Genomic DNA, 20728 nt, shown 5'->3' with positions numbered 1-20728 from the left:
TTACCGCACCTTCAGCGTCGCCAGGCCAATCAGCACCAGCATCAGCGAAATGATCCAGAAGCGCACGATCACGCGCGGTTCCGGCCAGCCTTTCAATTCATAGTGGTGGTGAATCGGCGCCATGCGGAAAATGCGTTGTCCGCGCAGCTTGAACGATCCCACCTGCAAAATTACCGACAGCGTTTCAACCACGAACACGCCGCCCATAATCAGTAACAGAAACTCCTGACGCAGCAGCACCGCGATGGTGCCCAGCGCGCCGCCCAGCGCCAGCGAACCGACGTCGCCCATAAACACCTGCGCCGGGTAGGTGTTGAACCACAGGAAACCGAGGCCGGCGCCGACGATGGCGGTACACACGATCACCAGCTCACCGGCATGGCGCAGATACGGAATATGCAGGTAGTTGGCGAAGTTCATGTTGCCGGTAGCCCAGGCCACCAGCGCAAAACCGGCGGCCACGAACACCGTCGGCATGATCGCCAGGCCGTCCAGCCCGTCGGTCAGGTTGACCGCGTTGCTGGTGCCGACAATCACGAAATAGGCCAGCAGCACGTACAGCAGCCCCAGCTGCGGCATGATGTCCTTAAAGAACGGCACAACCAGCTCGGTGGCTGGCGTGTCTTTTCCTACGGCGTACATGGCGAATGCGACAATCAGCGCAATCACCGATTGCCAGAAGTACTTCCAGCGGGCGATCAGCCCCTTGGTATCCTTGCGCACCACCTTGCGGTAGTCGTCGACAAAGCCGACGATGCCGTAACCCACCAGCACGAACAGCACGCACCACACATACGGGTTGGACGGGTAGGCCCACATCAGCACCGAGATGGTGATGGAGGTCAGGATCATGATGCCGCCCATGGTCGGCGTGCCGCGCTTGCTGAAGTGCGACTCCGGGCCGTCGTTGCGCACCACCTGCCCGAAGGACATTTCCTGCAGGCGCTTGATCACCCGCGGGCCCATCCACAGCGACAGGAACAGCGCGGTCAGCAGGCTGACAATGGCTCGGAACGTCAGGTAGGAAAAGACGTTGAAGCCTGAGTAATACTTGACCAAATGCTCGGCCAGCCAAACTAGCATGGTGCTCTCTCCTGTAACGCGCGTACTACCTGCTCCATTGCGGCACTACGTGAACCCTTGATTAACACGGTAATTACCGCATGTTCCGACAGTAATTCCGCCACGCGCGCGATCGCTGCCGTCTTGCCCTGATAATGCTCGCCGTTGCCGGACGCCGCGCTCAGCACCCGGCTCAAACCGCCGACGCTGATCACCTTGTCGACGCCGGCCAGACGGGCGGCTTCGCCCACCTGACGATGGCATTCTTCGGCCTCTGCCCCCAGTTCGGCCATATCGCCCACCACCATCACGCGGTAGCCCGGCATATCCGCCAGCACCTGCGCCGCCGCGGTCATCGACCCGACGTTGGCGTTGTAGCTGTCGTCCAACAGCAGCTTGCCGGCGCCCAGCGCCACCGGGAACAGACGCCCCGGCACCGCTTCCAGCTGTTGCAGCCCCTGGCGCACCGCCTCGAGGGTGGCGCCCACCGACATCGCCAGCGCCGTCGCCGCCAGGGCATTGGCCACGTTGTGGCGCCCCGGCAACGGCAGCCTGATCTCGGTGCGGCCAAACGGGCTATGCAGTTGGAACTGCGTGCCGTCGCCGTTAACCCGCACCTCTTCAGCGAAGAAATCTACGCCTTCCGCCGCCTGCGGCGAGAAGCGCCAGACGGTCTTGCCGCCCAGCATGCTCTGCCAGTGCGGCCAGTCGTTATTGTCGGCGTTGATGATCGCCACGCCGTCGTCCGGCAAGCCGGCAAAAATTTCACCTTTCGCCTGGGCGACGCCGGCCAACGAGCCGAAGCCTTCCAGGTGGGCCGCCGCCAGGTTGTTCACCAGGGCGGTCTGCGGCCGCGTCAATGCGGTGGTGTAAGCAATCTCGCCAATATGGTTAGCGCCCAGCTCAATCACGGCAAAGTCATGCTGCGGCTGCAGACGCAGCAGCGTCAGCGGCACGCCGATGTCATTGTTGAAGTTGCCGGCGGTATACAGCACCTCGCCGCATTCACGCAGAATGGCGGCGGTCATTTCTTTCACCGAGGTCTTGCCGGAAGACCCGGTCAGCGCCACAACGCGCGCCGGCACCTGCTGACGCACCCAGGCGGCAAGCTGCCCCAGCGCCAGTCGGGTATCCGCCACCACCAGCTGCGCTACGTCCACCAATAAGCGCTTACTTACCAGCAACGCCCCGGCGCCCGCGGCTACGGCGTCAGCTGCAAAATCATGAGCGTCAAAACGCTCGCCTTTCAGCGCCACAAACAGGCAACCGGCGGTCACCTTGCGGGTATCTGTCGTCACCTCAACGATTTGGCAATCGGCGCCGTAAAGCTCAGCGCTCAATACCTCAGCCAGTGCCTGAAGGGAGACAGGGATCATGCCAACACCCCCAGCAGCCGGGCGACCGTGGTGCGGTCGGAGTAATCCAGGCGGCGGTTGCCCACCAGTTGGTAATCCTCGTGGCCTTTGCCCGCCACCAGCACCACATCCTGCTCTTGCGCCTGCATGATGGCGCTGGTCACCGCCTCGGCGCGGCCGTGGATCACCAGCGCCTGCCCGGCGTCCAGCAGCCCGGCAAGAATATCGGCGATGATCGCCCGCGGCTCTTCGGTGCGCGGGTTGTCATCGGTGATCACCACCCGATCGGCGAACTGTTCGGCGATGCCGCCCATCAGCGGGCGCTTGCCCTTGTCGCGATCGCCGCCGCAGCCGAACACGCACCACAGCTGCCCCTGGCAGTGCAGGCGCGCCGCTTCCAGCGCTTTTTCCAACGCATCCGGGGTGTGGGCGTAGTCCACCACCACCGTCGGTTTGCCCGGCGCGTTAAACACTTCCATCCGGCCGCAGACCGGCTGCAGACGGTTGCCGGTTTCCACCAGCTGATCCAGCGGATAACCCAGCGACAGCAGCGTCGCCAGCGCCAACAGCAGGTTGCTGACGTTGAAGGCGCCCATCAGGCGGCTTTCGATTACGCCGTCGCCCCAGCTGGAGCTGAAGCGAATGGTGGCGCCGTTGTCGTGATAGCTGACCGCGGTGGTTTTCAGCCAGCGGCCGTGACAGCCCGGCTGCAGGTTGTCGTGCAGGGTGACCGCCACCGCATCCGGCAGCTTGCTCAGCCAGCGCTGGCCGACTTCATCGTCGGCGTTGATGATCGCCTGGCCCACGTCGTGGCCGGCGAACAGCGACCATTTGGCGGCTTCGTAATTGGCCATGTCGCCGTGGTAATCCAGGTGATCGCGGCTCAGGTTGGTGAACACCGCCGCGGCGAACGGCAATGCCGCCACCCGGTGCTGCACCAGCCCGTGGGAAGACACTTCCATGGCGGCGAAGGTCGCGCCCCGCTCAGCCAGATCGTTTAATACGTGTTGAACATCCACCGCAGAACCGGTGGTATTCTCCGTCGGGCACACCTGGCCCAGCAGACCGTTGCCGACGGTGCCCATCACCGCGCTGGTCTCGCCCAACAGTTGGCTCCACTGCGCCAGCAGCTGGGTGGTGGTGGTTTTGCCGTTGGTGCCGGTGACGCCCACCAGGCGCAGACGCTCCGCCGGCTGGTGGTAAAAACGCCCGGCCAGCGCGGAAAGGCGCTGGTTCAGTTGGCTCAGGTAGATAACCGGCACGCCGTGCATTTCGACGATGGCGCCGTCTTCGTCCTGGCCGTCAGCTTCGGCGATCACGGCGGCGACGCCCTGCGCGATGGCCTGCGGAATATAGCGGCGGCCATCCGTTTGATGGCCGGCAACGGCGACAAACAGATCCCCGGCAGCCGCAATACGGCTGTCTAATGTCATTTCCCGCAGCGCGCGCCCGGGTGCCGTCGGCACCCACGGGGCGAGTAAGTCGCGCAAATTACGATCTGCCACCTGAACCCTCTTTTTTGTTAGTCACTAATTCGCTTTTATCGCTGGTAGGCAATGCGTCCGGTTCGACGTTCATGGTGCGCAATACGCCGCCCATGATGGCGCCAAACACCGGCGCGGAAATTGCGCCGCCATAGTACTTCCCGCCCTGCGGGTCGTTGATGACCACCACCAGAGCAAAACGGGGATTACTGGCCGGCGCGACGCCGGCGGTATAAGCGAGGTATCGGTTGACGTATTTGCCGTCCGGACCGACCTTTTTGGCGGTACCGGTTTTAATGGCGATACGGTACCCCTTGATGGCGGCTTTCACGCCGCCGCCGCCCGGCAGGGCTACGCTTTCCATCATGTGCACCACGGTGCGCACCAGTGGTTCAGGGAAAACGCGTTCGCCGGCGACCGGCGGGTCAACCTTGGTGATCGACAATGGGCGATACACGCCCAGGCTGCCGATCGTTGCGTAGACTCGCGCCAACTGTAACGGAGTTACCATTAGCCCGTAGCCGAAAGAGAAGGTGGCCCTCTCTATGTCAGACCACCGTTGTTTTTTTGGGTATATGCCACTGCTTTCTCCGACCAGCCCCAAATTGGTCGCCTTTCCCAGTCCAAAACGAGAGTAAGTATCTACTAACGCCGAGGACGGCATCGCTAACGCCAGCTTGGTAACGCCGACGTTACTCGACTTCTGCAAGATCCCGGTTACCGACAGCTCCGCATAGCGCGCCACGTCTTTAATTTCGTGGCCCTGAATGCGGAAAGGAATGGTGTTCAGCACGCTGTTCTCTTTCACCACGCCATTCTGTAAGGCGGTCATCACCACCATCGGTTTTACGGTAGAACCAGGCTCAAAAATATCGGTGATAGCGCGGTTACGCATGGTGTCTTTCGGCGTACCGGCCATGTTGTTCGGGTTGTAGGACGGGCTGTTGGCCATCGCCAACACCTCGCCGGTGTTCACGTCTATCAGCACCGCGGTGCCGGACTCGGCCTTGTTGAAGGCCACGGCGTTGTTCAGCTCGCGGTACACCAGCGCCTGCAGGCGTTCATCGACGCTCAGCACCAGGTTATGCGCCGCCTGGCTGTCGACCGAGGAGATGTCCTCAATCACCCGGCCATAGCGGTCCTTGCGCACGGTTCTTTCGCCCGGTTGCCCGGTCAGCCAGCGGTCGAAACTCTTCTCGACGCCTTCGATGCCCTGGCCGTCAATGTTGGTGACGCCGATGATGTGCGAGGTGACCTGCCCGGCCGGGTAGTAACGGCGCGATTCCTGCCGCAGGTTAATCCCCGGCAGCTTCAGCTTGCGGATATAATCGCCGACCGCCGGGTTCACCTGACGCGCCAGGTAAACGAAGCGCCCTTTCGGGTTGGCGTTGATGCGGTTGGAGAGCTGATCCAGCGGGATATTCAGCGCGTCGGACAGCGCCTTCCAGCGGCTGTCCAGCGTAATGCCGCCGCGTTCGTTCAGCTCTTTCGGATCGGCCCAGATGGCGTTGACCGGCACGCTCACCGCCAACGGCCGGCCGGCGCGATCGCTGATCATACCGCGCGCGGTAGGCACTTCCTGCACCCGCAGCGAACGCATGTCGCCTTCTTTCACCAGGCGATCCGGGTTGATGACCTGCAGATAGGCCACGCGCAGCATCAACCCCACCAGCGCCAGTAAAATACAGCCGCACAGCAACGCAAAACGCCAGCTTACAAAGCTGGCCTGATCTTCCTGGCGTTTCAACTTACCGGGGCGCGCTGCTTTCATGCGTTTCCTTTCTACTCCGTGTCATTATTCCGGTTAAACCATTCATTGTTTAACGATGATATTTTCCTGCGATGGATCAACGTGTTGCATCTGCAGTTTTTCGGTAGCGATACGTTCAACCCGGCTATGGTCGCCGAGGGCGTTCTCTTCCAGAATCAGGTTGCGCCACTCGATATCCAGCGCATCCCGCTCAAGCACCAGCTGCTCGCGTTCGGCGGTCAGCAGGCGGGTGCGGTGCGCGGTGGTCACCACAAAAACGGCGGAGACCAGGGCGGCAACCAGTAAAATCAATGGGATCTTGGCGTTGCGCAGCAGATCGCCGCCAATCACCCCGACCAGGCCGTGACGTTCGTTGCCGATCACGCGGGCATCCTCTCTGCAATGCGCAGCACCGAGCTGCGGGCGCGTGGGTTGTCCGCCACTTCGGCTTCCGACGGCATCATCTTGCCCAGCGCTTTCAGCGTGCGTCCGCCCATGCTGCGCAGTTGCTCTTCGGTCAACGGAATGCCGGCCGGCACCTGCGCGCCGCGGCTGTGGTGACGCATAAAGCGTTTGACGATGCGGTCTTCCAGCGAGTGGAAGCTGATGATCGACAAACGGCCCTTGGGGGCCAACACTTCCAGCGCGCCGTCGAGCGCGCGCTCGATCTCTTCCAGCTCGCTGTTGATATAGATGCGGATCGCCTGGAAACTGCGCGTCGCCGGGTGCTTGTGCTTCTCGCGGAACGGGCTGGCTTCGGCGATCAGATCGGCCAGCTGCTTGGTGCGGGTCATCGGCTCGACGCGGTTTCTCTCCACGATGGCGCGCGCGATGCGCTTGGCGAAACGCTCCTCGCCAAAGGTTTTCAGCACCCAGGCGATGTCGTCGGCTTCCGCCTTCATCAGCCATTCGGCGGCGGAAAGGCCGGTGGACGGGTCCATGCGCATATCCAGCGGACCGTCGCGCATAAAGGAGAAACCGCGCTCCGCGTCGTCCAGCTGCGGCGAAGAAACGCCCAGATCGAGCAGAACGCCGTCGATCTGCCCCACCAGCTCGCGTTCCCGCACATAGTGTGACAAATCGGAAAATGGGCCGTGTACGATAGTGAAACGAGGATCTTCAATAGAATTGGCGGCTGCAATCGCCTGAGGATCGCGGTCAATTGCCAGCAAGCGTCCTTCCGGCCCCAGCTGGGACAGAATCAGACGAGAATGGCCACCGCGACCAAAAGTACCGTCGATATATATGCCGTTGCTGCGGATGTTGAGGCCGTTAACCGCCTCATCCAACAGTACGGTGGTGTGTTTATAGTTTTCCAACATGCTTATAGCGACAAGTCCTGTAGCCGCTCAGACAACGGTTCCTGAGTCGACTGTTCAGCGTCAATATCATCCTTGACTTGTTGATACCAGGTCTGTTCATCCCACAGTTCAAACTTGTTGAACTGCCCGACCAGCATCACTTCTTTCGTGAGTCCGGCGTGTTGCCGCAGCGTACTGGCTAACAGCAAACGGCCGGCGCTGTCCATCTGACACTCACTGGCATGCCCCAACAGCAAGCGCTGAACGCGGCGCTCGGCGGGATTCATGCTCGACAGACGGGACAATTTTTGTTCAATAATTTCCCATTCGGGTAAAGGATAAAGCAGCAGGCAGGGCTGATGGAGGTCAATGGTACAGACCATTTGGCCTTGCGATTCCTCGTTCAGCAAATCCCGATATCGGGTTGGTACGGCAAGCCGCCCTTTGCTGTCGAGGTTGACCATCGTTGCCCCACGGAACATTCCTGAGCTACCCCTTCATGACCGTTTTCACCACTTTACCCCACAAATTCCCACATAATGGAGTTTACGGAGGGTATGAAAACCTTGTCAAGCCAGAGCGGCTGCGCTTTGGCAATATTTCTCTGGTCATTTTGGGAGCTGACTCGCGAAAGGAACTCTATTTGTTCGACGATTAAAAATTAACACCATGATAAACGGAGAGAATTTTCTAAGCGGAAAGAGCCTGATTAAAAACCTGACAAATTGGCGATTAATTAACTCATTACTTCCTTCTGCAATCGATGTCTCATTTTTCAGCTCGGCAATCGCATGCCTGTATCTCATGCCGCGCTGCGCCAGCCAAGGCTCGGCGCAGCGCGCCCCGGTCGGCGAAATAGGGCATAACCCCTTGAGTTAATAACGCTCAACGGTAATTGCCGTCGGGGCCGCGCGCTATTTTACTTCAATTGAAGCGGCAATGATGAGGCCGAAGAAAAAATAAATGGCTCGGATATTACGAGCAGAGCCAATTTCGATTTAAATCAACTCGGTAAGATTATTCCCAAAATACCTGTTTACAATTATGGTTTCATTTTCTTACACCTTTATTCCCACAATTTTTTCTTTGAAAAACCGCCGTTGAAACCGAAAAAATGCAACATGTTGTTTTTAATCAACTTATTTAAAAAACTCGATTTTAATCCCTTCGCGCCAGATTTAGCCGACCGCTATCAGCATAAAAACCAGCCAGATGTTAAAAATAAAAACATCCCGCTAGTTAAAAAACCACCCTCAGATTAGTACACTATAAATTGATGCAAAAACCAAAATTAACCACCACACACAACGCAATTAACAGAATATTAACAATGAAAAGTCGAGGATGCACCATGCTTTCGCCCACCGCCCGCTGGCGCAGCGCCGCCGCCGATACCTTTGCGCTGGTGGTGTACTGCTTTATCGCCGGTATGGCGATAGAAGTGTTGATCTCAGGCATGAGTTTCCAGCAGTCCCTTTCCTCGCGCCTGTTGTCGATCCCGGTCAATATCCTGATCGCCTGGCCCTATGGGCGCTACCGCGACCTGTTTATCCGCACCGCCCGCCGTAGCCCACGCGGCCAGTTTCTATTGCGCAACCTCGCCGACCTGCTGGCCTACGTCAGCTTTCAGTCGCCGGTTTATGCGGCGATCCTGTGGAGCGTCGGCGCCGACGGGCAGCAAATGGCCGCGGCTGTCGCCAGCAATGCGGTCGTGTCGATGGCGATGGGCGTGGCGTACGGTTATTTTCTGGAATATTGCCGACGGCTGTTTGGCGTGACGGGATACGTTTGAGATACCGGGCCTCACGCGGGAGGCCCGGCGGCGGGCATTACTTGCGGCTGAGGCTGCCGCGGCGGAACAGGTTGCGGCGAATGCGCGTCAAACCCGGTTTGGGTTTGCGCGGCTCATCGAGGCTGGCCAACACCAGCTCCAACACGCGTTCCGCAACGTCGCGGTGACGCTGCGCTACCGCCAGCACCGGACACTCCAGGAAATCCAGCAGCTCGTGGTCGCCGAAGGTGGCGATCGCCAGATCGGTCGGCAAGCGGCCGCGCTGCTTCAGGGTGACGTCCATCACGCCCTGCAGCAAAGAGAACGAGGTGGTGAACAGCGCCTGCGGCATCGGGTGCGTTTTCAGCCATTCGGCAAACAGCGCACCGGCGGCTTCGCGCTCATAGCTGTTGGCATACAGATAATCGACGTGGCGCGGATCGTCTTGCCAGGCCTGACGGAACCCCTGCTCGCGCAGGAAGCTGACGGACAGCTCCGGCAACGCCCCCAGGTACAGCACCGACTCCGCCGGGAAGCTGCGCAGCTCCTGCGCCAGCGCAAAGGAGTCTTCCTGATCGGCCCCCACCACGCTGATGAAATGCTCGCGATCCAGCGCGCGGTCCAAGGCGATGATCGGCAGCGGATCCTTGGCCCAGCGTTGATAGAACGGGTGTTCCGGCGGTAAGGCGGTGGAGACGATGATCGCGTCCACCTGGCGCTGCAGCAGATGTTCGATGCAGCGCATTTCGTTGTCCGGCTGGTCTTCCGAACAGGCGATCAACAGCTGGTAGCCACGCTGGCGCGCCTGGCGCTCCAGATAATTGGCGATGCGGGTGTAGCTGGTGTTTTCCAGATCCGGTATCACCAGGCCGATAGAGCGGGTCCGCCCGGCGCGCAGCCCTGCCGCGACGGCATTCGGGTGATAGTTGTGCTCCCTGACCACGGCCATCACTTTCTCGACGGTTTTATCGCTGACACGATACTGCTTCGCCTTGCCGTTGATGACATAACTGGCCGTGGTGCGCGAAACGCCCGCGAGACGCGCGATTTCATCCAGTTTCACATTAACCCCTTAATGACGCTGAAAATAGAAGTGTAAGCTGGGCTCGGATTAACCATCGCATCCCGTGCGGTTATTCAATCCAGCTTCTGCGATCTAACAGCAGAAAACACTGCCTAGCAACCGCTTTTGCCGAAAGGTGCCGGCAAACAGGCAAAAAACGCCGAAAAACAAAGGGCGCAGCCATGTGAACTGCACCCCAAAAGTTGGACACCCAACTGAGTAAGGTGCAGTTTTTTATGAGCAAATATTCTCTTAGCTTTAAGCTTCAGGTCGTGCAGCACTATCTTTCCGGGCTGGAAGGGCAGAAGGCGACGGCAAAGCGCTTTGGTATCGACCACAGCGCCGTTCGTAAGTGGTCTGTTGCCTGGAAACTTCATGGTGAAGCCGGACTGATTACCCGACATTTCATCTATTCTCCTGCTTTCAAAGAGTCCGTTATCCTGCATATGCGTGAACGCCAGATGTCTGTTCGCGAAGCCTGTGCAAAGTTCACTATCCCTGCTTTTTCCTCGGTTTGTCAGTGGAAACGACTGTATGATGAAGGCGGTATAGAAGCCCTCACAGACAATCGTCGCAGGAAAAAAACGATGCCGGAAATCTCTGGAAATAAGTCAGTACTCCCTTCCAAAGACTCGCTTAGCTCGGACGAACGTGAAGAACTTGAGCAGCTACGCGTTGAGGTGGCCTATTTAAAAAAGCTGCAGGCCTTACTCAGGGAAAAGAACACACCAAAGCGCGAGATAAAACGCAGGTCGTGAATGAGTTAAGGCTGCTGTTTCCTCTGGCTCGCTTACTGAAAGCTGCCGGATTAGCCAGAAGTACTTTTTACTGGCAGATGACGAGCGGCAAAAAGGAAGACAAATACGCCGACGATAAGCGTCAGATTTTGACGCTATTTCATAAGCATAAAGGACGGTATGGATACCGCAGGATAACGCTTGCCGTTCGCCGGGAAGGAAGTCAGCTGAATCATAAAACGGTTCAAAGGTTGATGCAGCAGTTGGCGTTAACATCCTGTATCAGAAGGAAGAAATATACCTCCTACAAAGGTCATTATGGCAAAGCCGCAGGCAATGTTCTGAACCGCCAGTTCAGCGCGGACAAACCGAACCAGAAGTGGGTAACTGACGTTACTGAATTTAAAATTAACGGTGAAAAACTCTATTTATCACCGGTTCTTGACCTGTACAACGGTGAGATCGTCGCGTATCAGATGGAAGCTCGTCCGCATCTATCGATGGTGGACGATATGCTGACTAAGGCACAGTCAGTGCTGAGTGAAGGTGAACATCCGCTGCTGCATTCAGATCAGGGCTGGCAGTATCAGATGGGGCACTATCAGAAACGGCTCAGGGACGCAGGGTTGAAACAGAGCATGTCCCGCAAAGGAAACTGCTATGACAATGCGGTGATGGAAAGCTTCTTTGGCACGCTGAAGGTGGAATGCCTGTATCTGGAAGAGCATAAAAGTATCAGTGAATTACGCGTAGCTATTGACGAATATATCGACTATTACAATCACGAAAGAATAAAACAGAAATTAAAAGGCCTGAGTCCGGTAGAGTACCGAACCCAGGCTCAGATAGCCGCCTAATATAAACCGTCCAACTTTATGGGGTCAGTTCAATGCCGCGCCCTTAAATTATACCAATCCGAACTTCAGCGCATGATTTTGTCGCCGCGCGACACGCCGACCACGCCGGAGCGCGCCACTTCCACGATCTCCGCCACTTCGCGCACCGCGTTCAGGAAGGCGTCCAGCTTGTCGCTGGTGCCCGCCAGCTGAACGGTATACAGCGTCGCGGTGACGTCAACGATCTGGCCGCGGAAAATATCGGCGCAGCGCTTCACCTCTTCGCGGCCGTAGCCGCTGGCCTGCAGCTTCACCAGCATGATTTCGCGTTCGACGTGGGCGCCCTGCACCAGTTCGCTGACGCGCAGCACGTCCACCAGCTTGTGCAGCTGCTTTTCGATCTGCTCCAGCACCTTCTCGTCGCCGACGGTCTGGATGGTCATGCGCGACAGCGTCGGATCGTCGGTCGGGGCCACCGTCAGGCTTTCAATGTTGTAGCCGCGCTGGGAGAACAGCCCGACCACGCGCGATAACGCGCCGGATTCGTTTTCCAACAAGACAGATAAAATACGGCGCATGATCAGGTCCTCTCCGTTTTGCTTAACCACATCTCGTCCATGCTTCCACCGCGGATCTGCATTGGATAAACATGTTCGGTCTCATCGACGGTCACGTCGACGAACACCAAGCGTTCTTTCTCGGCCAGCGCCTGCGCCAGCTTGCTTTCCAGCTCATCCGGGGTGCGAATGGCGATGCCGACATGGCCGTAAGCCTCCGCCAGCTTGACGAAGTCCGGCAGCGAATCCATATAGGATTGCGAGTGGCGGCCGGAGTAGATCATGTCCTGCCACTGTTTCACCATGCCCAGATAGCGGTTGTTCAGATTCACCACCACCACCGGCAGGTTGTACTGCAGCGCGGTGGACAGTTCCTGGATATTCATCTGAATACTGCCGTCGCCGGTCACGCAGACCACGGTTTCCTCCGGCAGCGCCAGCTTGACGCCCAGCGCCGCCGGCAGGCCGAAGCCCATGGTGCCGAGGCCGCCGGAGTTGATCCAGCGGCGCGGTTTGTCGAACGGGTAGTAAAGCGCGGCGAACATCTGGTGTTGGCCCACGTCGGAGGTCACATACGCGTCCCCCTTGGTCAGGCGATGCAGCGTTTCAATCACCGCCTGCGGCTTGATGGTGCCGCTGTGTTTGTCATAGCCCAGGCAGTCGCGCGCCCGCCACTGTTCGATAGACTGCCACCAGTCGCGCAGCGCATCGAAGTCCTGCGCCTTGTCGTCCTGCGCCAGCAGCTCCAGCATCTGGGACAGTACCTGTTTGGCGTCGCCGACGATCGGGATGTCGGCATCCACCGTTTTGGAGATCGAGGTCGGATCGATATCGATGTGCAGCACGGTGGCGTCCGGGCAGTACTTGGCCAGATTGTTGGTGGTGCGGTCATCGAAGCGCACGCCGACGGCGAAGATCACGTCGGAGTGGTGCATGGTCTTGTTGGCTTCATAGGTGCCGTGCATGCCCAGCATGCCGACGCTCTGGCGATGGGTGCCGGGGAAAGCGCCCAACCCCATCAGGGTGCAGGTGACCGGCAGGTTCAGTTTCTCCGCCAGCGCCAGCAGTTCGCCGTCGCAGGCCGCGTTGATCGCCCCGCCGCCGACGTACATCACCGGCCGCTTGGCCGCCAAAATGGTTTGCAGCGCGCGCTTGATCTGCCCGCGATGCCCCTGGACAGTCGGGTTATAGGAACGCATGCTCACGTCCTGCGGATAGGCGTAAGGCAGCCTGACCGCCGGACCGACGATGTCTTTCGGCAGGTCGATCACCACCGGGCCTGGCCGGCCGGTCGACGCCAGATAGAACGCTTTTTTCAGCACCCCGGGAATGTCTTCGGTGCGTTTCACCAGAAAGCTGTGTTTCACTACCGGGCGCGAGATGCCCACCATGTCGCACTCCTGAAAGGCGTCGTAGCCAATCAGCGAGCTGGGAACCTGGCCCGACAGCACCACCATCGGAATGGAGTCCATATAGGCGGTGGCGATGCCGGTGATGGCATTGGTGGCGCCGGGGCCGGAGGTGACCAGCACCACGCCGACCTCGCCGGTGGCGCGCGCATAACCGTCGGCCATGTGCACCGCCCCCTGCTCGTGGCGCACCAGAATATGATCGATTCCCCCCACCGTATGCAGGGCGTCGTAGATATCGAGTACCGCCCCGCCCGGATAGCCGAATACATGCTTAACGCCCTGATCGATCAACGATCGAACGACCATCTCGGCTCCTGACAACATCTCCATGGTTTTGCCTCCAGGCTTGCTTATTCTTGTCGGGCGCCGGAACGTGGCGCCTGCTGCGGCTAATGCCCCAACGTTTTTATGGATTGACTATAACTGATTAACATAACGTCAGAATATGGGGCAGGCAAACGGCAAAATGGCTTAAAGATGCCAGGGTTATTGCCAAGCGGCTGGAGATTGGCGCTTTATAAAAACAATGCACTAGCCCCGTGGCTATCAGGCTAGGCATTGTTTCAAACCGGTGGGGAATTACAGAACTATATCAGGCGGAAAATCTGCCGATTTTTTCGCCGGGCAGGCTGCCCGGTGGCGGTTTCAGGCCTGCTCCCGGTACATCGAATCGATTTCTCGCCGGTAGCGTTGCAGGATCACCCTGCGGCGCAGCTTCAGGGTCGGCGTCAGCTCGCCCAGCTCCATCGAAAAGGCCGCCGGCAGCAGGGTAAACTTTTTCACCTGCTCGAAACGCGCCAGCTCTTTTTGCATGTCGCGCAGGCGATTTTCGAACATCTCGATAATATGGCTGTGGCGCAGCAGATCCAGCCGATCATGATATTTCAAATTGACCGACTTGGCGTATTCTTCCAGGGATTCGAAACAGGGCACGATCAGGGCGGAAACAAACTTGCGCGCGTCGGCGATGATCGCCACCTGTTCGATAAAGCGATCCTGCGCCAGCGTGCCCTCCAGCATCTGCGGCGCGATATACTTGCCGCCGGAGGTTTTCATCAGGTCTTTCAGCCGTTCGGTAATGAACAGGTTGCCCTCCTCATCGAGCGCGCCGGCGTCGCCGGTCTTCAGCCAGCCGTCGCCGGTGAAGGCGGCGGCGGTTTCCAACGGCTTGTTGAAATAGCCGCGCATGACGATCGGCCCGCGCAGCTGGATCTCGCTCTCCTCGCCAATGCGCACTTCCACGCCCGGCAAGGGCTTGCCGATCGAGCCGAAACGGAAGTTGCCCTCTTCCCAGCAGGACACGGTGGCGCAGGTTTCGGTCATGCCGTAGCCGTATTTGATGTTGACGCCCATCGCCTGGAAAAACAGGATCACGTTGTCGTCCAGCTTGGCGCCCGCCGCGGGCAGAAATCGCACCCGCCCGCCGAGAATGCCGCGCAGCTTGCTCAGCACCAGCTTATCGGCCCAGCGGTGAGAAAGCGCAAACAGCTTGCCCAACGGCTTACCGGCGCGCTCCTGCAGGAACTTGCGTTCGCCGCAGACCATCGCCCAATGGAACAGAGCGCGGCGCAGCCAGGGCGCGCGCGCCACCTTTTCCTGCACCGCGCTGAAGATCTTTTCGTAGAAGCGCGGTACCGCGCACATCAGCGTCGGGCGCACCTGCGCCATCGCCTCGCGTACCCAGTCGGTATTCGGCAAATACACGTTTTGCGCGCCTGAATGCATGATGAAGAAGCTCCAGGCGCGTTCGAATACGTGCGACAGCGGCAGGAAGCTGAGTGAAACGTCTTCCTCATTGACCGTCAGCCGCTCATCGTGCAGCGAGAGCTGCGCCGCCAGGTTGCGATAGTCCAGCATCACGCCCTTGGGCTCCCCGGTGGTGCCGGAGGTGTAAATCAGCGTAAGGAGATCCTGCAGGTCGCAATCGGCGATGCGCTGCCGCCGCTGCGCTTCATAGGCCGCCGGTTCGGCTGCCCGCTCGAAGGCGCTCAAAGGGCGGGCGATTTCGCAGCCGCGCAGATCGGCCGCGTCATCAAACACGATGATGTGGCTCAGCTGCGGACACACGCCGCGCAGGGCTATCGCCGCATCCAGCTGCGCCTGTTCGCCGACGAACAGGATGCGAATATCGGCGTCATTAATGATAAAGGCGGCCTGGGCCGGCGTGTTGGTGGCGTACAGCGGCACGCTGACCGCGCGCAGCTGCAAAATGGCCAGGTCGGCCAGCGACCAGGCCATGCTGTTGTTGGCGAATATCGCGATGCGCTCCTGCACCTCGGCGCCCAACGCCAACAAGGCGCTGGCGATGCGGGTGATGCGAACGTCGGCCTGCTTCCAGGTCAGTTGCGTCTCCCCCTGAGGAGACCATTGGCGAAAAGCTGTGCGATCGGCACGGTGGGAGACATGGTGCTGTATACGATGAGTCAGATGGTAGTGCAGCAGATTATTGATCATAGCGCTCTAAGCCTGAAATGAATCAAACAGTTAACCTTGCGCAGGGGCCTTACCCCGCATCTCAGCTTACAGGTGTTTACTTTTTTTCGCGCAGTCTACCTACTCTCCGGCAGCGGGAAAAGGTATTTCAGCGTAGAAGTGTGAGCTAAAACTCAGGCTAACTTCACCGCACCCACCGCTTGGACAAAGGGGCGGCCAAAAGGTTTTATGCCGGCGACAAAAGGCGGCCCCCGCGGGCCGGACCTGACGACAGATAAAAACACCAGTAAAAATCAAATAATCAGAATATAACTTCATATTAATTGTTTTTCATAAATTCATCATCGCATGACGAAAAACAATTAAACCCCCGCCCTTTCCCCAAGAAATATCTTAATAAAAATACAGATAGTTCTTACCTTTTCGCGCCCCCTCCTCCATCGTCATGGTTATTGTCACGCCTTGTTTATAAGCAAACGGCGGTTTATTTATAGGCGCCCGCCTCGGACAATACGGCCTTCATCCATTGATGCCCTTTATCTCGTTCAGAAGAATCATGCCAGGTCAGATAGCAGGTCGCCTTATTTTCTTCCGGCCATAAAGGCAACGCTTTTATTTTCAGCGACGTCGCCAGCTGACGCACCAGCCAGGCCGGAGCAATGGCGATCATCTCCGTGAGGGAAACCATATTCAATACGCTGTATAAATCGGTGCACTGCTGGATAACGGCGCGCTGCATAAATTCATCGGTATAGTAAGGTTTGCTGAACGATCCGAAACTCTCCAGGGAAACGACCGCATGCCGTTCCGTTAAAACCTGATCCCGCGTAACGCGGTCGGCGATTCGCGGATGTTCCTGCGCCGCCGCCAGCACTAACTCATCGTCAAATAATGCCACATTGCGAAACTCCTCCGAGTCAAAACGACTGTAGCCGATGACGAATTCCACGTTCTGATAACGCAATTGATGCTCGATGTTATGGTTAATATATGACTTCATTTGCAAATTCAGCAGAGGCGCTATCTGTTTTAGATGATTTATTATGTTTGCGCCCAGGCGTAAATCGAGCGGGCTGCACAGCGACAGCGAGAAAACACGCGTGCTGTTCAGCGGTTCGAATTCTGCCCCGGGCAGTTCATTTTGCACCAGCTGCAGCGCCTGGCGCACCGGCCCAAACAGCTGTCTGGCGCGCATGGTGGGTTGGATCCCGCGCCCGCAGCGCACGAACAGTTCGTCGTTAAACATCACCTTCAGACGCGCGACGGCGTTGCTCACCGCCGGCTGCGACATCCCCAGCGAATTGGCGGCCCGCGTAATATTCTGCATTTGCATGACCGAATCGAAAACGGTCAACAAATTAAGATCGACGCTGCGCAAATGAATATCCGACGGTTCTTTAACCCTGATCACTTCTGAATCATATTCAGCCATATCTCACTCCACTCTATCCTGTGTAGTTAATCCAATCCCTATGCAGAAGAAACAATGATAAGCCGCATTGATTTATTCACACACGACACAACCATCACCCTTCAATTCAGTTGATAAATGTCATGCCATAACACGAATACAGGGCGCACGGCAGAGGCCGCTCATTCAACCGAGAGAGGCTCAGCCAATGTCATACTAATAAATAGGTAGCAATAATCATGAGGCGCTAAAATCGGCCTCGTCTTATAAGACAAACTATAAAAACACATCATGAACCATCAAACTACTTAAAACCCATCAATAATTTATGTAAACACACCGCGACGGAGGGTTTTATTCTCAAAGCAATAAATAAAACACATGCATTTTCATTAAAGCATTTGCTAAAACAATAAAAAGCCTCTCATTCTCCGCAGTCGATGCCACTTATTGCCTCCCATAAATTTTAACCCAATTAGAAGTAGAAGCAATTGCCGCCGTATATATTCGATTCGTTTATGCTAAGCAGCGCGCAAACCGCCCCCTTCTTTTACGCTGACCCATCGCTTTTTCACCGAACTATCCTCTGCTTTCATCCGGCGCCAATTTGCCCGCGGCGAATTACCCGTGCATTCAATCAGGTGTTGACATCGCCAGGCCAATAAAGTATCAAATTAGGCAACGACACAAATTTAAGAGAAGCTGAACCCTCATGATCCGTACTCACCGTCTACTAGGCCTACTACTTAACGCATCTTGTTTGCGCGGTATGCTGGTGGACGGAGTTCAGAGCTGACTCAGCCCATCATCCATAAGAAACCCGCGCTACTGCGCGGGTTTTTTTTTACCCGCTTAGCGTGAAATCAACACGATAAGGAACGCCCCGATGAGCCAACAAGTCATTATTTTCGATACCACGCTGCGTGACGGTGAACAGGCGCTGCAGGCCAGCCTGAGCGTAAAAGAAAAGATTCAGATCGCGATGGCGCTGGAAAGAATGGGCGTCGACGTGATGGAGGTCGGCTTCCCGGTCTCCTCGCCGGGTGACTTCGAATCCGTGCAGACCATCGCCCGCCAAATCAAGAACAGCCGCGTCTGCGGGTTGGCCCGCTGCGTCGATAAAGACATCGACGTGGCCGCCGAAGCGCTGCGCGTCGCCGAAGCCTTCCGCATCCACGTTTTCCTGGCCACTTCGACCCTGCACATCGAATCGAAACTGAAGCGTTCGTTCGACGAAGTGCTGGAGATGGCGGTGCGCTCGGTCAAACGCGCCCGCAACTTCACCGACGACGTGGAGTTCTCCTGTGAAGACGCCGGCCGCACGCCGATCGACAACCTGTGCCGGGTGGTCGAAGCCGCCATCAACGCCGGCGCCACCACCATCAACATCCCGGACACCGTCGGCTACACCACGCCGAACCAGTTTGGCGGCATCATCACTACCCTGTATGACCGGGTGCCAAACATCGACAAAGCCATTATTTCCGTCCACTGCCACGACGATCTGGGCATGGCGGTCGGCAACTCCATCGCCGCGGTGCAGGCGGGCGCACGCCAGGTCGAAGGCACCCTGAACGGCATCGGCGAACGCGCCGGCAACTGCTCGTTGGAAGAGGTGATCATGGCGATTAAAGTGCGCCAGGACATCATGAACGTGCACACCAACATCAATCACCAGGAAATCTTCCGCACCAGCCAAATCGTCAGCCAGCTGTGCAACATGCCCATTCCGGCCAACAAGGCCATCGTCGGCTCCAACGCCTTCGCCCACTCCTCCGGCATTCACCAGGACGGCGTGCTGAAGAACCGCGAAAACTACGAAATCATGACCCCGCAGTCGATCGGCCTGAAAGACGTGCAGCTGAACCTGACCTCGCGCTCCGGCCGCGCGGCGGTGAAACATCGCATGGAAGAGATGGGCTACCAGGAGCAGGACTACAACCTGGATACCCTGTACGCCGCCTTCCTGAAGCTGGCCGACAAAAAGGGCCAGGTATTCGATTATGACCTGGAAGCCCTGGCCTTCATCAACAAGCAGCAGGAAGAGCCGGAGCATTTCGGCCTGGATTACTTCAGCGTGCAGTCCGGCAGCAGCATTATGGCCACCGCCTCGGTGAAATTGGTCTGCGGCGGCGAAGAAAAAGCCGAAGCCGCCACCGGCAACGGCCCGGTCGATGCGGTCTACCAGGCGATCAACCGCATTACCGGCTACCCGATCGAACTGGTGAAATACCAGCTGACCGCCAAAGGTCAGGGCCGCGACGCGCTGGGCCAGGTCGACATCGTGGTGTCCTATAACGGCCGCCGCTTCCACGGCGTGGGCCTGGCGACCGACATCGTCGAATCTTCCGCCAAGGCGATGGTTCACGTATTGAATAATATTTGGCGCTCACAGCAGGTAGAAAAAGAAAAGCAGCGCTTGCAGCAAAGCAAACATCAAAATAATCAGGAAACGGTGTGAACATGACGAAGACTTACCATATTGCCGTCTTGCCCGGAGACGGAATCGGCCCGGAAGTAATGGCCCAGGCGCACAAGGTGTTGGACGCGGTGCGTCAGCGTTTTGACATCCGCATCACCACCGCAGAATACGACGTCGGCGGCATCGCCATCGACCGCCACGGCAGCCCGCTGCCGCCGGCGACCCTGGCCGGCTGCGAGCAGGCGGATGCGATCCTGTTCGGCTCGGTGGGCGGCCCGAAATGGGAGCACCTGCCGCCGGCCGAGCAGCCTGAACGCGGCGCCCTGCTGCCGCTGCGCAAGCACTTCAAACTGTTCAGCAACCTGCGCCCCGCCCGTCTGTATCAGGGGCTGGAGGAGTTCTGCCCGCTGCGCGCCGATATCGCCGCCCGCGGCTTCGATATCCTGTGCGTGCGGGAGCTGACCGGCGGCATCTACTTCGGCCAGCCGAAGGGCCGCGAAGGCCAGGGCATGCAGGAGCGCGCCTTCGATACCGAGGTCTATCACCGTTTCGAAATTGAACGCATCGCGCGCATCGCCTTCGAATCCGCCCGCAAGCGCCGCAACAAGGTCACCTCTATCGACAAGGCCAACGTGCTGCAAAGCTCCATCCTGTGGCGCGAAGTGGTCAATCAGGTCGCCAAAGACTATCCGGACGTGTCGCTGTCGCACATGTACATCGACAACGCCACCATGCAGCTGATTAAGGATCCGTCCCAGTTCGACGTGCTGCTGTGCTCCAACCTGTTCGGCGACATCCTGTCCGACGAGTGCGCGATGATCACCGGCTCGATGGGCATGCTGCCTTCCGCCAGCCTGAACGAACAAGGCTTCGGCCTGTATGAGCCGGCGGGCGGCTCCGCGCCGGACATCGCAGGCAAAGGCATCGCCAACCCGGTGGCCCAGATCCTGTCCGCCACCCTGCTGCTGCGTTACAGCCTGGGTGCCTTCGAGGCGGCCGACGCCGTCGAGCGCGCCATCAACCAGGCGCTGGAACAGGGCTACCGCACCGCCGATCTGGCCGGTGAAGGCAAAGCCATCAGCACCGATGAAATGGGCGACATCATCGCCCGCTTTGTAGCTCAGGGGGCATAAC

The 20728-nt window shown here is 58.2% G+C and carries 16 protein-coding genes; 4 read left to right on the top strand and 12 right to left on the bottom strand.

Annotation, left to right across the window (positions count from 1 at the left end; genetic code table 11):
- Genes mraY through mraZ form a run of 7 tightly spaced genes read right to left on the bottom strand, consistent with a single transcriptional unit; the run spans position 1 to position 7434 of the window.
- Positions 1–1083: a phospho-N-acetylmuramoyl-pentapeptide-transferase gene (mraY, locus tag D7I37_RS10725; RefSeq protein ID WP_061794961.1), complete on the bottom strand. Its 1083-nt coding sequence runs from the start codon at positions 1081–1083 to the stop codon at positions 1–3.
- Positions 1077–2438 (bottom strand): UDP-N-acetylmuramoyl-tripeptide--D-alanyl-D-alanine ligase, encoded by a 1362-nt coding sequence (gene murF / locus D7I37_RS10720; RefSeq protein WP_129543662.1) that lies wholly within the window; start codon positions 2436–2438, stop codon positions 1077–1079. Before murF ends, mraY begins: the two co-directional genes overlap by 7 nt.
- Positions 2435–3922, bottom strand: coding sequence for a UDP-N-acetylmuramoyl-L-alanyl-D-glutamate--2,6-diaminopimelate ligase (murE, locus tag D7I37_RS10715; RefSeq protein ID WP_129543661.1), 1488 nt, complete (start codon positions 3920–3922; stop codon positions 2435–2437). The genes murF and murE overlap by 4 nt, the downstream gene beginning before the upstream one ends.
- Positions 3909–5672 (bottom strand): peptidoglycan glycosyltransferase FtsI, encoded by a 1764-nt coding sequence (locus tag D7I37_RS10710; RefSeq protein ID WP_061794958.1) that lies wholly within the window; start codon positions 5670–5672, stop codon positions 3909–3911. The genes murE and D7I37_RS10710 overlap by 14 nt, the downstream gene beginning before the upstream one ends.
- Positions 5673–5714: 42 nt before the next feature.
- Positions 5715–6035 carry a cell division protein FtsL gene (ftsL, locus tag D7I37_RS10705; RefSeq protein ID WP_061794957.1) on the bottom strand — a complete coding sequence of 107 codons (321 nt, stop codon included), beginning with the start codon at positions 6033–6035 and terminating at the stop codon, positions 5715–5717.
- Positions 6032–6973 (bottom strand): 16S rRNA (cytosine(1402)-N(4))-methyltransferase RsmH, encoded by a 942-nt coding sequence (rsmH, locus tag D7I37_RS10700; protein WP_061794956.1) that lies wholly within the window; start codon positions 6971–6973, stop codon positions 6032–6034. Before rsmH ends, ftsL begins: the two co-directional genes overlap by 4 nt.
- A gap of 2 nt (positions 6974–6975) precedes the next feature.
- Positions 6976–7434: a division/cell wall cluster transcriptional repressor MraZ gene (mraZ, locus tag D7I37_RS10695; RefSeq protein ID WP_061794955.1), complete on the bottom strand. Its 459-nt coding sequence runs from the start codon at positions 7432–7434 to the stop codon at positions 6976–6978.
- 869 nt (positions 7435–8303) lie between these two features.
- On the opposite strand from mraZ, the gene D7I37_RS10690 reads away from it, so the two are divergent.
- Positions 8304–8744: an L-alanine exporter AlaE gene (locus D7I37_RS10690; protein ID WP_095095735.1), complete on the top strand. Its 441-nt coding sequence runs from the start codon at positions 8304–8306 to the stop codon at positions 8742–8744.
- Positions 8745–8781: 37 nt separating this feature from the next.
- Here D7I37_RS10690 and cra read toward each other — a convergent pair whose 3' ends face one another.
- Positions 8782–9786: a catabolite repressor/activator gene (gene cra / locus D7I37_RS10685; RefSeq protein ID WP_061794953.1), complete on the bottom strand. Its 1005-nt coding sequence runs from the start codon at positions 9784–9786 to the stop codon at positions 8782–8784.
- Between the two features lie 236 nt (positions 9787–10022).
- Between cra and D7I37_RS10680 the strand changes: the two genes are divergently transcribed.
- Positions 10023–11380 (top strand): IS3 family transposase gene (locus tag D7I37_RS10680; protein ID WP_129543185.1). Its coding sequence is split into 2 segments (ribosomal slippage): positions 10023–10485 and positions 10485–11380, totalling 1359 coding nucleotides; the frame shifts between segments, so codons are not numbered across the junction.
- 65 nt (positions 11381–11445) lie between these two features.
- Here D7I37_RS10680 and ilvN read toward each other — a convergent pair.
- From ilvN to leuO, 4 genes are all read right to left on the bottom strand, one after another.
- Positions 11446–11937: an acetolactate synthase small subunit gene (gene ilvN / locus D7I37_RS10675; RefSeq protein WP_004950121.1), complete on the bottom strand. Its 492-nt coding sequence runs from the start codon at positions 11935–11937 to the stop codon at positions 11446–11448.
- Between the two features lie 2 nt (positions 11938–11939).
- Positions 11940–13658: an acetolactate synthase 3 large subunit gene (ilvI, locus tag D7I37_RS10670; RefSeq protein WP_061794952.1), complete on the bottom strand. Its 1719-nt coding sequence runs from the start codon at positions 13656–13658 to the stop codon at positions 11940–11942.
- Between the two features lie 315 nt (positions 13659–13973).
- Positions 13974–15782, bottom strand: a complete 1809-nt coding sequence (locus tag D7I37_RS10665) for a long-chain fatty acid--CoA ligase (RefSeq protein ID WP_095095731.1) — start codon at positions 15780–15782, stop codon at positions 13974–13976.
- A gap of 463 nt (positions 15783–16245) precedes the next feature.
- The gene (leuO, locus tag D7I37_RS10660; RefSeq protein WP_061794950.1) at positions 16246–17193 is read right to left on the bottom strand and encodes a transcriptional regulator LeuO; all 948 of its coding nucleotides are present in this window, start codon (positions 17191–17193) and stop codon (positions 16246–16248) included.
- A gap of 865 nt (positions 17194–18058) precedes the next feature.
- Between leuO and leuA the strand changes: the two genes are divergently transcribed.
- Positions 18059–19633: a 2-isopropylmalate synthase gene (gene leuA / locus D7I37_RS10650; RefSeq protein WP_129543660.1), complete on the top strand. Its 1575-nt coding sequence runs from the start codon at positions 18059–18061 to the stop codon at positions 19631–19633.
- Between the two features lie 2 nt (positions 19634–19635).
- Positions 19636–20727 carry a 3-isopropylmalate dehydrogenase gene (gene leuB, locus D7I37_RS10645; protein WP_061794948.1) on the top strand — a complete coding sequence of 364 codons (1092 nt, stop codon included), beginning with the start codon at positions 19636–19638 and terminating at the stop codon, positions 20725–20727.
- Position 20728: the final 1 nt, after the last annotated feature.

The sequence above is a fragment of the Serratia sp. 1D1416 genome (assembly GCF_003641105.1).
Taxonomy (GTDB): Bacteria; Pseudomonadota; Gammaproteobacteria; order Enterobacterales; family Enterobacteriaceae; genus Serratia; species Serratia ficaria.
The sequence above is the reverse complement of the archived record's forward strand: the minus strand, read 5'-3'. Positions and strand labels throughout refer to the sequence as shown.